The sequence below is a fragment of the Chordicoccus furentiruminis genome (assembly GCF_019355395.1).
Taxonomy (GTDB): Bacteria; Bacillota; Clostridia; order Lachnospirales; family Lachnospiraceae; genus Chordicoccus; species Chordicoccus furentiruminis.
The window spans coordinates 521,581-535,356 of sequence record NZ_CP048829.1 but is presented as its reverse complement, the minus strand read 5'-3'; the positions used below and the strand labels follow the sequence as shown (position 1 = coordinate 535,356).

12 protein-coding genes are annotated in these 13,776 nt (G+C 48.3%); 9 read left to right on the top strand and 3 right to left on the bottom strand.

Annotated features, from left to right (window positions below; translation table 11 throughout):
- Positions 1–2 precede the first annotated feature (2 nt).
- Together G4C92_RS02550 and G4C92_RS02545 are read right to left on the bottom strand one after the other, a co-directional pair.
- On the bottom strand, positions 3–890 hold the full coding sequence (locus tag G4C92_RS02550; RefSeq protein WP_274941042.1) for an XRE family transcriptional regulator: 888 nt from the start codon (positions 888–890) through the stop codon (positions 3–5).
- Positions 881–1,096: a hypothetical protein gene (locus G4C92_RS02545; protein WP_274941041.1), complete on the bottom strand. Its 216-nt coding sequence runs from the start codon at positions 1,094–1,096 to the stop codon at positions 881–883. Before G4C92_RS02545 ends, G4C92_RS02550 begins: the two co-directional genes overlap by 10 nt.
- Positions 1,097–1,288: 192 nt before the next feature.
- Here G4C92_RS02545 and G4C92_RS02540 point away from each other — a divergent pair, with 192 nt between their 5' ends.
- The 4 genes from G4C92_RS02540 (at position 1,289) to G4C92_RS02520 (ending at position 5,519) form a co-directional block, all read left to right on the top strand.
- Positions 1,289–2,002, top strand: coding sequence for an ABC transporter ATP-binding protein (locus tag G4C92_RS02540; protein WP_330654763.1), 714 nt, complete (start codon positions 1,289–1,291; stop codon positions 2,000–2,002).
- The gene (locus G4C92_RS02535; RefSeq protein WP_274941040.1) at positions 1,996–3,096 is read left to right on the top strand and encodes a hypothetical protein; all 1,101 of its coding nucleotides are present in this window, start codon (positions 1,996–1,998) and stop codon (positions 3,094–3,096) included. Before G4C92_RS02540 ends, G4C92_RS02535 begins: the two co-directional genes overlap by 7 nt.
- Before the next feature lie 247 nt (positions 3,097–3,343).
- Positions 3,344–4,756 carry an ISL3 family transposase gene (locus tag G4C92_RS02525; RefSeq protein WP_408611719.1) on the top strand — a complete coding sequence of 471 codons (1,413 nt, stop codon included), beginning with the start codon at positions 3,344–3,346 and terminating at the stop codon, positions 4,754–4,756.
- A 13-nt stretch (positions 4,757–4,769) separates the two neighbouring features.
- Positions 4,770–5,519 carry an FtsX-like permease family protein gene (locus G4C92_RS02520; protein WP_274941039.1) on the top strand — a complete coding sequence of 250 codons (750 nt, stop codon included), beginning with the start codon at positions 4,770–4,772 and terminating at the stop codon, positions 5,517–5,519.
- Between the two features lie 175 nt (positions 5,520–5,694).
- Here the strand turns inward: G4C92_RS02520 and G4C92_RS02515 are convergent, their stop codons facing one another.
- Complete coding sequence (locus G4C92_RS02515) at positions 5,695–7,179, bottom strand: transposase (protein ID WP_274941038.1); 1,485 nt, start codon at positions 7,177–7,179, stop codon at positions 5,695–5,697.
- Positions 7,180–7,649: 470 nt separating this feature from the next.
- Between G4C92_RS02515 and G4C92_RS02510 the strand changes: the two genes are divergently transcribed.
- From G4C92_RS02510 to G4C92_RS02490, 5 genes are all read left to right on the top strand, one after another.
- Positions 7,650–8,360 carry a GntR family transcriptional regulator gene (locus tag G4C92_RS02510; RefSeq protein ID WP_274941037.1) on the top strand — a complete coding sequence of 237 codons (711 nt, stop codon included), beginning with the start codon at positions 7,650–7,652 and terminating at the stop codon, positions 8,358–8,360.
- A 476-nt stretch (positions 8,361–8,836) separates the two neighbouring features.
- A complete protein-coding gene (locus G4C92_RS02505) occupies positions 8,837–9,961 on the top strand; it encodes an ABC transporter substrate-binding protein (RefSeq protein ID WP_274941036.1) in 1,125 nt (374 codons plus the stop codon).
- A gap of 335 nt (positions 9,962–10,296) precedes the next feature.
- Complete coding sequence (locus G4C92_RS02500) at positions 10,297–11,796, top strand: sugar ABC transporter ATP-binding protein (protein WP_274941035.1); 1,500 nt, start codon at positions 10,297–10,299, stop codon at positions 11,794–11,796.
- A gap of 185 nt (positions 11,797–11,981) precedes the next feature.
- The gene (locus tag G4C92_RS02495; protein WP_274941034.1) at positions 11,982–12,782 is read left to right on the top strand and encodes an ABC transporter permease; all 801 of its coding nucleotides are present in this window, start codon (positions 11,982–11,984) and stop codon (positions 12,780–12,782) included.
- 17 nt (positions 12,783–12,799) lie between these two features.
- Positions 12,800–13,771 carry an ABC transporter permease gene (locus G4C92_RS02490; RefSeq protein WP_274941033.1) on the top strand — a complete coding sequence of 324 codons (972 nt, stop codon included), beginning with the start codon at positions 12,800–12,802 and terminating at the stop codon, positions 13,769–13,771.
- Positions 13,772–13,776: the final 5 nt, after the last annotated feature.

The window sequence follows — 13,776 nt, the reverse complement described above, 5'->3', positions numbered from 1 at the left end:
CCTTAATTGTCCATATGGTGTCTCTTGTTGAAATTCCGAAGATCCTTAGAATGCACGTTCTCAAGTTCTGAATATAAGCTTTCGTCCATGATGTCTGCCGGATTAACGATTCCGAGAACTTGACCAATGATGGCAACATGATCGTCTTCGCTTTTGTGAAGGACGTACTGCGGATTGGGATTGAATGAGACGCAGACATCTCCCTGCTTCCGCTTAATCAACTGACCGTCATTGGACTGGCAGATAACGTCACAACCATCAGGAACGTCATTCGTGTATTTCACATAGACCATATCGCCATCCTGATAGCGGGGTTCCATACTGTGGCCATCAACGGTAATCACAGCGTCCGCATTCCTGTATCGTGGATTGGTGCGGATGAAACAATAATCAACAGGAATATCACCGTAAGCGCAGCCAGTACCAGCGGCAGCCTTCGTAACCGAGTGTTCGAAGAAAGAAACGTCCTGTTCAAGCATACGGTCTCTTTCGTCCGCCTGCTGACGGGTCATGGACTCGGCGATATTTACCAGCATAAGCTTGTAGTTGTCAGATAGGCTTTCGTAGCTGTTATGCAATCGTCTTTCCAATGGATCGGGAATAGAAGAAGGTTCCCCGCCCTCATAGATCCCGGATAATTCCTGAATTGGCATATGGAGAATAAGGCACAGCTCCATGGTTTTTTCGAGACTTGGCATCTGTACGTCGTTCTCCCAAGCGAAGATGGTATTTTTATGAGTATTCATCTTATTGGCCAGCTGAGCTTGTGTAAGTCCAGCGGCTTTCCTATATTTCTTTAAGACCTGGCCAATGGAGTGACTGGCACCGTCCTGTCTCTCGTTGTGAATATCGTTTCCCTTCTTAAAAACTTCATCTGATCTTAAATCCATAACTGTTCTCCATTTTCCGACCTTTCTTTTTTGTTCTGCCTGCGTTTACGTAGGGATTTTAATGTTTCTGGAAGAGGAAATTGCCAGCAGACAGACTTGAACTTGTCAATTTTTTTGAATATTGTTTTTTCGGGAGGAAGCGCTTGCAAAATTGTTTCGCGTACATGCACCTCCAGGTTTGCAGCAGAAAAAATAATACTATCCATTCAATGACGGAGATTATGAGAATTTGCGGGTATTTTCAATAAACGATAGAAGTAGTCAGGCTTCTTTGATACAATGAATTCATATCGAAAGAAATCGCTGTCTTTTTGCAGTTCTGGAACAATATTGATTAGATGATTACAGTGTGGTGCAGGCGCCTGCTTTAAAATCAAGAAAATCTTTATCATACCGCTATGGGGGTGTCCATGGAACTGATCTGCTTTGAACACGTATATAAGACCTATGGGCAGGGAGAGGGCGAGGTTCATGCCCTTGATGATGTATCTTTTTCGGTGAAGGAGGGGGAGTTCTGTGTCCTTCTGGGTGCCTCCGGCGCCGGCAAGACGACACTGCTGAATCTGCTGGGAGGCATGGATCGGGCAAGCGCCGGAACCATTCTTTTTGACGGGAGAGAAGTCTCCGCCATGAAGGAGAGGGAACTTGTGAATTATCGGCGCAGAGATGTGGGCTTTGTCTTTCAGTTCTACAACCTGATCCCCAGCCTGACGGCTCTTGAGAATGTGGAGATTGCGGCGATGCTCTGCGATCATCCGATCCCGGCAGAACAAGCTATGGATATGGTCGGCCTTTCCAAGCGGATGGGGAACTTTCCTTCCCAGCTATACGGAGGGGAACAGCAGCGGGTTGCGATTGCCAGGGCTCTCGCCAAGAATCCGAGGATGCTTCTGTGTGATGAGCCCACAGGTGCGCTGGATTTTGTGACCGGTAAGGCGGTGCTGAAGATGCTCTATGATCTTGGCAGGGAGAACGGGACTACCGTGCTTATGATCACCCATAACTCTGCGATTGCCCAGATGGCAGACCGGATTCTCCGGATTCAGTCGGGGCGGATTGTGGCGGATGGAGTGAATGAGCACCCGAAGAAAGCAGAGGAACTGGAATGGTGAGACAGGGCAAGACAGCAGGGAAACTGGCGCGTCGCAGCATTCTTACTCAGAAGAAGAGGTACTTTGCGATTCTTTTGATTGTGCTGCTGTCCGTAGGTTTTCTGTCGGGGCTCAAGGTGACGAAGGAGCAGATGTGGGATGCGGCAGGCCGGTACCTGGCGGCTGAGAACATGTATGATTACAGAATCTATTCCACCCTTGGTTTTTCCGAAGACGACATCAAAGAACTGGGAAAGGTTTCCGGTATCTATGATGCGGAAGGGGAGAAGACGGCGGATGTGATTTTTGACTTTGCGGGGACAGGAAAGGATTATCAGGTTCTGTCTCTTCCGGAGAGAATCAACATCCCGAGTCTGTATGCGGGACGTCTGCCCGAAAAGGATACCGAATGTCTGGCGGATCACCGCGCCTTCTCGGAGAGTGATATCGGAAAAACCATAACGGTTTCTGCGGACAATGATGCGGACACAAGGGATCTACTCGCAAATGAAGAGTATACAATCGTCGGTCTGGTCAATTCGCCGCTGTTTCTCTCCTCCGACAGAGGGAGTGCTTCCGGCGGTACGGGAGAGCGCAGGGGCTATCTCTATCTGCCTGCGGATAATTTTACTTCCGATTATTATACCGGGGCAGATCTGGTGCTGAATCCTGACAGTGCAGAGAAGGCGCCGGATGGAATTTTCGGGGAGGAATATGAGGATCTGGTAGAAAAATATCAGGACAAGGTAGAGAAGGAGGCAAAGGCTCTTTCGCAGATCCGGTACGAGAGCATACTTTCCAGGATCAAGGAAGCGGCGGCAGCAGCGGCACAAGGGGCATCACCCCAGGCATCCGTCTCCGGTTTAGCGGTGTCTGAAGAGGCGGCAGGGAAGGAATCCGCTGCATCCGCTGAAGAGATGGCGGCGTCTGAGGATGTCGGAAGTGCCGTTGAGGAGCCGAAGGTATATGTGCTCACTCGTGATGAAAACGCGGGATACAGGAGCTTTGAGAACGACACCTCGATCATTCACTCGATCGCGAATATCTTTCCGCTTTTTTTTAGGGTCAATCACTTTTCTTATGGGATAGGTGGTATCCCAGGTAATTTCAGGTAGCACCTGGCTGTACCAGTGTCAAGGTCATCCGGCCATTTATCCCTCCCGCCCAAAGGGCGTGAGCATAAAAGGCCTTCTTCCCCTGACACTGCTCCATCCAGGAGCGGCAGGGTAATCAAGGGGCGTAAGGACGCCCCGGCCCTTAAACCGGGCCAAAAACAGTTGCATAGAAAAAGGACCATCGTCTATAGTTGAGACTGTATTTCCTGGCAGAAGTGTACAAACTCAACAAGGCGGTGGCCCGTACATGAATTATACACATACTGAGTCCGATGGACAACTGGCATTCTCTGAAAACAGATATACTTTTTTAAGCATCCCCTCCCGGCTGGAAGGCTTTAATAATTCTGACACAAGCGTACACCGGGCAGCTTCCGGCCGCGAAGTGTTGTGCTTTAACGGCAAGCTCGATCTGGCGGATGCTGACCGCAGATGTCCAAAGTGTGGAAGCCGTATGCACATCAACGGTCACCGGGATCTTACGCTCCGGCATCTTTGCTTTGGCGGAAGCCTCAGTGCGATCCATTTTGACCGCGTGCAGCTCATCTGCAAATGCGGACATTCCCATATGCAGTCTGTTCCGTTCAAAGCAGACGGCCATCAGATATCTGTGGAACTGTACCAGTATACCAGGGATCTGTTGGCACTTGGCACTTACACGCTCAAGCAGGTAGCTGAGATCACCGGGCTCGGAAAGAACACGGTCAAAGCCTTAGACCTTAAGCGCCTGAAGGAGCTCTATACCATCGACGGCACGAAACTGATCAGACCGGAGCAGCCGGCAAAAATGCTTGCCATTGATGAGTTCAAGCTCCACAACGGCCACCGCTATGCCACCCACATCATAGATCTTGATACCGGCCATATCCTCTGGATCTCCCATGGGAAGAAAAAGCAGGTGGTCTATGACTTCATCGACCATGTCGGCCTGGAATGGATGGACTCTGTCGAGGCCGTCGCCTGCGACATGAACTCCGATTTCCAGGAGGCTTTTGAGGAAAAATGCCCCTGGATACAGCCGGTGTTCGATTACTTCCACATCGTAAAGAACTTCAACGACAAGGTGGTCAGTGAAGTCCGCAAGGACGAGCAGCGCCGCCTGTATGAGGAAGGCCTTATGGAGGAGGCAAGGGCTTTAAAAAAGACCCGTTACATCCTGATGTCAAGTCGATCAACGCTTCAGGCGAAAGATGCGCAAGCCAGGACAGGTGAGCCGATCAGCCGGTCCGGTTCCATCTTTCCCAAGGAAGAGTACGTCCGGAAAGAGGGTTATGAAGCAAGATATGACGAACTTCTCAGTCAGAACAAGCTTCTGTTCACGCTTGATCTGATTAAGGAGCGTCTGTCTCTTTCCTACACCCGCACTGATGAAGCCCGTATGGCGGATGACATCACCTGGATCATGGATACCTGCAGTGCATCCGGAAACAGTCATCTTCAGTGGTTCGGAAGACTCCTTGGAAACCACTTTGAGGGCATCATAGCCCATGCAACTTATAAAATCTCCTCTGGCAAGATGGAGGGCATCAACAACAAGATCAAAGTCTTACGGCGACAGGCCTACGGACTTCCGGATGACGATTATTTCTTCCTCAGGCTGTTTGACGCCAGCAGGAAGGGTTATATTCGCAACCCCTTATCCCATAAGATTTGTGATTGAAGCTTTTTTTATCGTGATTGCACTTCTGGTATGCGTGACGACCATGCTCCGGATGGTGGAGGAGGAACGCGGCCAGATCGGAACGCTCAAGGCTCTCGGCTACTCGGAAACTGCTATTATGGGCAAGTACCTGCGGTATGCGTTGAGCGCTGCAATTCTCGGATGGGCGGGAGGCTTTTTCGTCGGGACTTATTTCCTGCCACGGGGATTCTGGGCGGCGTATTCCACACTTTACGACTTTATCGGGCTCCGGTATATATTTGACGAAAAACTGGCCGTTGTGACGCTTCTTGTCACGGCTCTTTCCATTGGCCTCGGAACCCTGGCAGCCTGCGCGCGGGTGTTGCGGGAGACTCCGGCATCTCTGATTCGTCCGAAGTCGGCGAAGCCCGGAAGGCGGATCCTTCTTGAGTACTGCACTCCGGTCTGGAAGAGGCTGTCCTTTCTCCGAAAGGCGACGCTTCGGAATATGCTTCGGTATAAGATCCGGATGCTTATGATGCTGGCGGGTATCGGCTGTTCCGGTGCGTTGGTGGTTACGGCGTTTGGCGTCCGTGATTCCATGGCGCATATTGGAAGTCAGCAGTACGACGGTGTGCAGATCTATCAGCTTGAGTGTACGATTGACACGGACCAGATGTCTTTGGCGGACATTGTGAAGGCGGTAAGGGAAGAGGAGGGCATCACAAAGGTTCTGCCTTCCTTCAGCAAGGTACTGGATGTTTCTTCCAAAGAGGTAACTGTTCAGAACCCCCTGCACTGACATAGTTTTGCATAATAGTGACACGTAACATTTGATATTTTTCCTTAATAGTGATACAATATAATAAAAGTAACACTATTAAGGAGACAGATTCATGGCAATCGTAAAGGTTCATAATAAAGCTCGCAATATAACCACAATCATTTAGGTTTTTACCGATATGTTGCCGGATTCCTTATGAATCCGTTACCGTGATCTTCGGTTCAAAACCAAGCTGCTTCAGCATCTGGAGATCCCGTTTTCTGGCGTTTTTGAGATTCCAGTTGCTGCCCCGCCGTTCCATTTTCATGCATCTTGCCATCAGCAGGATATCATGTACGGAAATGGCGTTGTTGTCGAGTTTCTTTACCGCAGCGATCATTTTTTGATGGATCTGCCCGGTGATAAGCATCAGGAACGCGAAGCCCTGTTCTTTATAGTAGTCCGAAATCATAAGGTCATTAAAGTCTGCCTTGTTCTTCATGTACTGGTAAAGCGTTTCAATGCCCCAGCGCTTTTTATACCCGCTGAACACTTCTTCTGGGGATTTGGCGCAGTTGCTCTGCAGGACATACACACCGAATGTTTCCTTGTTTTGCTCAAACTTCTCCCGCGTATATCCGGAACGCCCAAGCTCCATGCAGTGTTGGTAGTTATAACGGCATTTTTCGTTTTCATCGATGTCACGGAAGACATAAACATAGGTGTTATCCGATACCCTCCGGGACATATATTCGATCCTGGCATGCTTCTTGCCGGATCGGAAGTAGAAACTGTCTGTATATTGGATATCTTTCATGGCATTCCGGAAGATATCTGTATTGGAAGGAACCGGAATGATGTAAGTGTTGTCGTTCGCCGAAAGAATCTTCAGGTTTTTAGTGCTATAGAACCCCCGGTCCACGACAAACAGGATCCCGGAGAACGCAAGCAGGTCGGCGATGTCTTCCATCGTGGATTTATCGTTGCATGCCCCGCGATACATACGCGCAAAAAGCGGCACACCTGTGTTGATATCGTATCCCATGAGAAGGTTCACCTGGTCTTCTTTAAGGCTGTTGAATTTATACCCTGCTTCTCCCAGATCATGATCGTCGGAGCAGCATCGGATGGCATGGCCATCAATAGCAACCGCAGAAGAAGATTTCAGGATTGTTGCGTTTTCATAGTTAACGACCCTCGTTGTACGGCGGCCGAGATCATCAAGCAGGTTTCCCAGAGCAGTTTTCCCCATTTTGAAAGGGAGAGACGCATATTCCTGCGACAGCCAGCTCTGTTCGTAATAAGCCTGTACCTGGTCAAGATGGACAAACCCGTTTGCATACAGGATGCAGGCATACGCAAAGATCTGGGAAGCGCGGTCTTGCGGGAAACAGCTTTCCAATGCAGCGCGGATATCCCTGGCGACTTCACCGATCAGGGCATACTGTCCGTACTCAAGAACGGTGATCTCATCCCGGGACTCATCGCCGGTATACAGCTGGTAGTTCCTGTTCGGAATAAACCCGGTGCCGGGAACAATGGTGCCTATGCTTTTTCCGGTCTTTTTACCCCATCTTCCACTGGGAAGGCGCATGGACTGGTACATATATACGTAATAATGTCCGCTAATGAGCTTGATCTCCGTACAAGGACCGGGACGGTACTGCTTTATCTCCTCAGGAATTCTTGTTTCAGCCATGGTATCACTCCTTGTTCATATCGGTAATATCTCTAAGAATATGATGCCATAAACAGGTTGAAATAGTAACTGAAAAATGCCGATTTTACCTGATTTTATGCAGGTTTCAAGGTGCTCATTTTATCTACAGAAGATCTCGTATCGGTAGATCATATCGGTAAATACATCAATGATTATGTTTAAATATCGGTCCGATGAAAGAAACTTCCTATACCTGATGCAGGCCATTGTAACAATGACTTGTGGAAGGTGATATTGTGTTCTTTGGAGACAAATGGTATACTATTATTAAAAACGAATACATAGCATGAAATGCAGATGGCAAAATTGGAAAATTAGTGCAATCATGTGACTGGAGAAACAACAAGAAGAACAGCCATGTTTCAAGAGGAAAATGAAATGTAAATGGTCGTCAATATCAATGACTGTCAGAAATTTACGCAAGATCAGAGGGGACGAAGAAACAGAAGATGGATACAGGAGAAGCGAAAAATAAAAAGCCAGGCATGAGTTTGAAAGAAAAAGCTTATGATTATTTGGTCAATGAAATTCTAGGGGGCAAATTAAAGCCCGGTGATCGTATTTCGGAGGCAAAATTAGCGAAAGAATTCGGGATCAGCCGGACACCTGTGAGAGCTGCAATGCAGGAATTAGCGAACGGAGGTATTCTCGAAAGCCGGATTAACTGCAATACAACGGTGGCGCAGTGGAATGATGAGAAGATACTGCAACTGGAGATCGTAAGAACGGATTTGGAGAATCTTGCGGCAAAGCTTGCGATTATTTATGGGAGCAATAATGATTTCCGGGAGATGCACATTCACAGCGAGGCTTGCTATAAGGCCAGTCTGAACAACGATATCTGTACACTTTTGAAAGAAGATGTTGCATTTCATATGGAGATTGCGCGGATTGCCAAAAACGACCAGATCTATAAATTCATGGATGAAATTCACAAGCAGAACCGTTTTTTGCTGTGTTGGAGAAAGGACTTTTTAATTCCGGGCGACAAACAGTACCGGCAGCATGAAGAAATTATCGAGTCTTTTGTGGCGCGTGACGAGAATCGCGTGCTTCGTCTGCTGACTCACCATAACCGGCATTCGTTCAAAGTGAACGATGATATGGACTATTTTACGAAAGAATTCTTTTTGAGAGGCGTCCCGCTTGAAGAAGAGTGAATGGAGTCAGTTCCGATTTTGCTGATCATGTGAATGAATGCAGGCATCAGACGCAAAAGAGCCAGAAGAGGTTAAATTAGCTAGCTCTTCTGGCTCTTTTGCTTTTCTTTTAGAAAAAACAGCGAAAAAAAAGACCATTAAAGAATACTGATCTTTGTATTATGAATTCCATGTGGAAATGTGCACAATTCTTGCCTATCAACTGTGTACATAACGACGGAATAGTATACAATTAATCAAAACGGTATTGCACATTGATTTAGAGAATTTTATAATGATGATTAGTTAAGGAAATGCCTGAGACGTATACAGGTAGAGGCGAATCGATGAGTCTGGTGGCTGCGGGCGGGACAGTACAGTAAGACAGCACAGGATGGGATGGTGCCACGGACACCGGCGCATAGATTGATCAGTCAAGATCAGGCGCCTAAGAGTGGAAAATGGTAACGGTTCACCAGAAAAAGGAGGAAAAAGCAATGCTTAAGAAGAGAAACATGGTCCCTATGATGTCGTGTCTGATCACGGCGAGTTTGATCGCAGGTTCAGCGTTAAGCGTTTCGGCGGAATCCGGAACGGAATCTGTGGCGGAAGCAGTTTCCACGACGACTGGTACGTTTGCTGATATTGACACATCCAAAGTCCCTGAGGGCGGCTATACAGTCGCGTTGTGCAATTTTTCGCTCGGCAATACCTGGAGAGTCCAGATGGAGAAGACTTTTGAGCAGCAGGCCGAGATGTATAAGGAGCAGGGGATTGTCAAAGAGTATTACACGACCAACTCTGATGGCGACGCTTCTCAACAGGTTTCTGACATGGAAGATCTGATCACAAAGGGCGTCGACATCATCTGCCTTACCGCAGCATCTCCGACCGCGCTGATCCCGGCCGTGGAGGACGCGATGGATGAGGGAATTACGGTCATTTCCTTTGATGCAGGTGTGGATACGGACAATGTGACAGCTTCTCTTACAGTTGATAATTACGCTTTTGGAAAGTCGGATGCCGAGTGGCTTGGCGAACAGCTGGGCGGTAAAGGCAAGATTGTGCTTTTGGCCGGGCAGGCAGGATCCAAGAATGCAGAGCTCCGGGTTCAGGGAGCATCGGAGACCCTGGAGTCCGAATTCCCGGATATCGAGATTATTTCGACGAATTACTGTGATTATGACTATGCGACAGCAAAGACCGCGATGGAATCGCTCGTTTCGGCGCATGATGATATCGATGGGATCCTTTCTCTCGGCGGCGCAATGAGCCGGGCCTGCATCGATGTTTATGAATCTGCTGGAAGAGATCTCGTTCCGATTACGGGTGAGGCCAATAATGGATTTCTGAAGATGTGGGCTGCCCGCCAAGCTGACGGTTTTACAAGCTGCTGCCCGATCTCTCCGAATACCTCAGGTGCCGATGCGCTTGATCTCGGCCTCACGGCGATTACGGGAGGATCTTATGATAAGGTCAATGTTTATGATATGACCCCGGTCACAGATGAAACACTGGGAGATTATGTCCGCGAAGACCTCGATGACAATTACTGGGCGCCGTCGATTCTTGATGAAGCAACTCTTCAGGAAATGTACGGGAGCGATGCCGAGAGTGAGTGAAACATAAGGAAACGGCAGACGATTTCACGAATGTGTTCGCTTACAGGAACATGCTTCTATTATGAGTGACAGCTGAACAGGAAAGATGAAAATTCCGCCGGCCGCCTCCGCGTAAACGGAACCGGCCGGCCGATTTGACGAACTGAGAGCAGGAAAGACCCGAGAGAACCGGAGAATGGAATAAATGCAGCATATAAACGCAGCATCCGGAGAAATAAATCCGTTGGCTGTGAGCATGACAGATTCCAGTAAAACGGACATCATCGGGATTGAAAACGGAGATACAGTAAAAACTGCTTGAGAGGGAACCGCCTTAAGCGGTACGAGGTGCAAAAATGCAACAGGATTATCTGTCACTGGAACATATCAGCAAGTCCTTCGGTGGAAACAGAGCACTGAATGATGTCAGTTTTTCAGTAAGGAAGGGAACCGTTCATGTGCTCGCCGGAGAGAACGGTGCCGGGAAGAGTACCGTTCTCAAGATTCTCGCTGGTATTTATCACAGGGATGAAGGCGATATCTTCCTTGACGGCAGAAAAGTGGAGATCGAGACGCCTCAGCAGGCCGCAGCCAACGGTATTGCGATGGTATTTCAGGAACTGACTCTGATCAGTGAACTGACGGTTGAGGAAAATTTATTTCTTTCGATTGAACCGCGCGGCCGGTTTGGAATGATCGATAAAAAGACCGTCCGCAGCCGGGTGATCGAACTCATGAATACATATAATATTCAGATCGAACCGACAGCGATTGCAGGACGTCTTTCGATTGCGCAGCAGCAGATGGCTGAGATTCTGAAGATTCTGCTCAGGGATCCGCAGATCATCATTCTTGATGAACCGACATCCTCACTGGCAACGGAAGAAGTTAAAACTCTTTTCAACATCGTCCGCACGCTGGTTCAGAAAGGAAAAACCATCATCTTCATTTCTCACAGAATGGAGGAGATCTTCGAAATCGGAGATTATATCACGGTTTTCAAGGACGGCGAGGTCGTAGCGACCAGTAAGATCAGTGAAATCGATGCGGGAGGCCTCGTTAAAATGATGGTCGGACGTTCGCTTTCTCAGATCTATCCGCGGAAAGCAGAGAGGGTTGGGGACGAAGTACTCCTCAAGGTTGATAGACTTAAGTCTGAGATTCTGAAAAATGTGTCATTTGAACTGCACAGGGGCGAGGTCCTCGGGATTGCCGGGTTGCAGGGGCATGGACAGACGGAACTCTTGAATGCGATCAGCGGGCTTCATCCACTTTCCGCAGGCGAGATTGAAATTAACGGAAAAAAAGTGCGGATCAGAAACGCAGGTCAGGCGCTGAAAAATGGGATCGCGCTGGTTCCAAGCGACCGAAAGAGAGAAGGATTGATGCTTATGCTGTCTATCAGACAGAATCTGGCACTGTGTTCTCTCAAGGAACGTTCAAAGGGCGGTTTTATTCAGCTGAAGGCAGAAGAGGAATTTGCGAGGGAAACTCAGGAAGAACTCAAGATTAAACTTGCGAGTCTTAATAACTCGGTTTCCTCATTAAGCGGCGGGAATCAGCAGAAGGTTGTTCTCGGAAAAGAGCTCGGTACGCATCCGAAGGTGATGCTGTTCAATGATCCGACCCGCGGCATTGATGTCGGATCGAAGAGCGATTTTTACAACATCATGCGCTCGAAAGCCGGTGAAGGGGTCGGCATTATTCTCTGTTCGAGCGACATGATGGAGGTCATCGGAATGAGTGACCGGGTAATCGTTATGTATGAGGGAGAAATTACAGGAATTCTTTCCGGAGAGGAGCTCACGGAAGAAAACATCATGTGTCTGGCGATGGGTATCACCGGGAAGCAGTAAAAGTGAGGTGAAGAGTGATGAACAAAGTCAAAGCACTTTTGAAGAATCCCGATTTTTCCCATCGGTACGCGAGTGTGATTTTTGCGGGACTCTTTCTTTTGGGCTTTAATATTGTGGCAGCAATGAATCCCGTGTTTCTTACGACACGGAATTTCACGAGATTGACTGAGTCGGCCTTTCCGCTTATGATGGTCGCATTCGGTCAGACAATCTGTCTGCTTACGGCCGGGATCGATATTTCCCTTGGATCGATCGTATCCCTGACAAATGTCGTATGCGTTTTACTTATGAATACAGATGCGGCGGGCGGCTGGATTCCGGGCGTACTGGCAGCCATGGCAGTCGGCTTCGGATGCGGAGCCTTGAACGGATATATTACCTACCAGTTTAAGCTTTCGGCGCTCATTGTTACAATTTCGATGCAAATCGTTTACGCAGGATTCGCACTTCTGTTTATGCCGGTTCCGACAGGTTCCATGCATATGGGATTTTACCATTTTATCAAATTCAAATTCTTCGATGCGATTCCAAACAGCCTTGTTATCATGCTGATCGTACTTATCATTGTGCGGAGACTCTTCCGCAGGACACCGTTCGGAAAAGCGGTGCGGGCAATCGGCGGAAACCAGCAGTCTGCATATTCGGCTGGAATCCATGTCAAGAAGACCGGAATTATGGCCTTTGCAATATCAGGACTTCTCTGCGGCCTTGGCGGAATTTATGAGGCAATTTATATCAACTCCGGAGATCCGACGATCGGAATGGGCATGCAGATGAATGCGATTGCGGCGTCCGTCATCGGAGGGGTTTCGATGCTGGGAGCCAACGGAGATTTTCTCGGGACAATGTTCGGCGTGTTTATTTTCACGATGATCAGCAATCTGCTGAATCTGAACGGAATTGACACAAACTATCAGTTTCTGATAAAGGGGATCGTCCTTATCGTCGCGCTGGCAATCAGCTCCATCAAAAATAAGGAAGAATAAAGGAGCAGATAAGATATATGGAAAACATAAAAGCGATGAACAGGCAGGAGCTCAAAGACAAAGTCCTGCAGCCACAGGTTCTTGTTTATATCATACTTGCGATTATGCTGATTGCCGCAAATGTCATTTCTCCGGGATATCTGAAACCGCATCATCTGCTGAGCATGCTCCGCATAGCGGCCTTTCTGGGAATTGTCTGTATCGGTCAGAATCTGATTATTCTGATTGGCGGAATCGATATGGGCGTTCCGTACATCATCATGATCGGAAACGTCGTAGGAGCAGAAGTTTTGCAGGGGAAGGACGCGAATTTCCTGAAAGCGCTGGTTCTGGTACTGCTCACGGGGCTTGTGGTCGGCATGATCGAAGCAGCGGGAATTAATTTCTTTAAGATCAACCCATTCATCATGACGCTCGGCATGGGAATTATCGTTGAGGGCATCGCAATGGTGACAACGGGCGGTGCGCCGAAGGGGTCTTCCTCTCCGATGCTGACGAAGCTGACATCAATGAATACGGTCGGGCCTGTCTCCGGCATTATCATTATCTGGGCTGTTCTCGCGGCGATTTTTATCATCGTCATGAAATACACGACGTTTGGACGAAAGGTTTACGCGCTTGGCGCCAATCCGGTCGGAGCGAGATTTTCCGGAATTGCGACAAAAAGACTGCGTGGCATCATTTATCTGTTTTCTCCGATCATGTGTGCTTTTGTCGGCTTTATGCTTGTCGGATATACAGGCACAACCTATCTAGAGGTCGGTACAGGGTATGATCCTGAAAATATCGCTGCCGTCATTCTCGGAGGCACAGCTGTTTCCGGCGGCAAAGGAAGTTATGTCGGGACCATTGCAGGCGTGCTGATTATGACGATCATCACGGATTTTCTGACGATCCTCAACGTTTCCGAGGCGGTTCGGACCATTGTGAATGGTACGATTCTTATCGTTCTTCTGATTGTATATTCAAGAAATCAGAACGATGAGTGAAATGA

Excerpts from the sequence above, each read along its gene's own strand:
- G4C92_RS02510 (WP_274941037.1), top strand. The coding sequence starts at position 7,650 with ATGGATACAGGAGAAGCGAAAAATAAAAAGCCAGGCATGAGTTTGAAA.
- G4C92_RS02490 (WP_274941033.1), top strand. The coding sequence starts at position 12,800 with ATGGAAAACATAAAAGCGATGAACAGGCAGGAGCTCAAAGACAAAGTC.
- G4C92_RS02525 (WP_408611719.1), top strand. The coding sequence starts at position 3,344 with ATGAATTATACACATACTGAGTCCGATGGACAACTGGCATTCTCTGAA.
- G4C92_RS02540 (WP_330654763.1), top strand. The coding sequence starts at position 1,289 with ATGGGGGTGTCCATGGAACTGATCTGCTTTGAACACGTATATAAGACC.
- G4C92_RS02550 (WP_274941042.1), bottom strand. The coding sequence starts at position 890 with ATGGATTTAAGATCAGATGAAGTTTTTAAGAAGGGAAACGATATTCAC.
- G4C92_RS02535 (WP_274941040.1), top strand. The coding sequence starts at position 1,996 with ATGGTGAGACAGGGCAAGACAGCAGGGAAACTGGCGCGTCGCAGCATT.
- G4C92_RS02500 (WP_274941035.1), top strand. The coding sequence starts at position 10,297 with ATGCAACAGGATTATCTGTCACTGGAACATATCAGCAAGTCCTTCGGT.
- G4C92_RS02505 (WP_274941036.1), top strand. The coding sequence starts at position 8,837 with ATGCTTAAGAAGAGAAACATGGTCCCTATGATGTCGTGTCTGATCACG.
- G4C92_RS02515 (WP_274941038.1), bottom strand. The coding sequence starts at position 7,179 with ATGGCTGAAACAAGAATTCCTGAGGAGATAAAGCAGTACCGTCCCGGT.
- G4C92_RS02495 (WP_274941034.1), top strand. The coding sequence starts at position 11,982 with ATGATGGTCGCATTCGGTCAGACAATCTGTCTGCTTACGGCCGGGATC.
- G4C92_RS02545 (WP_274941041.1), bottom strand. The coding sequence starts at position 1,096 with ATGGATAGTATTATTTTTTCTGCTGCAAACCTGGAGGTGCATGTACGC.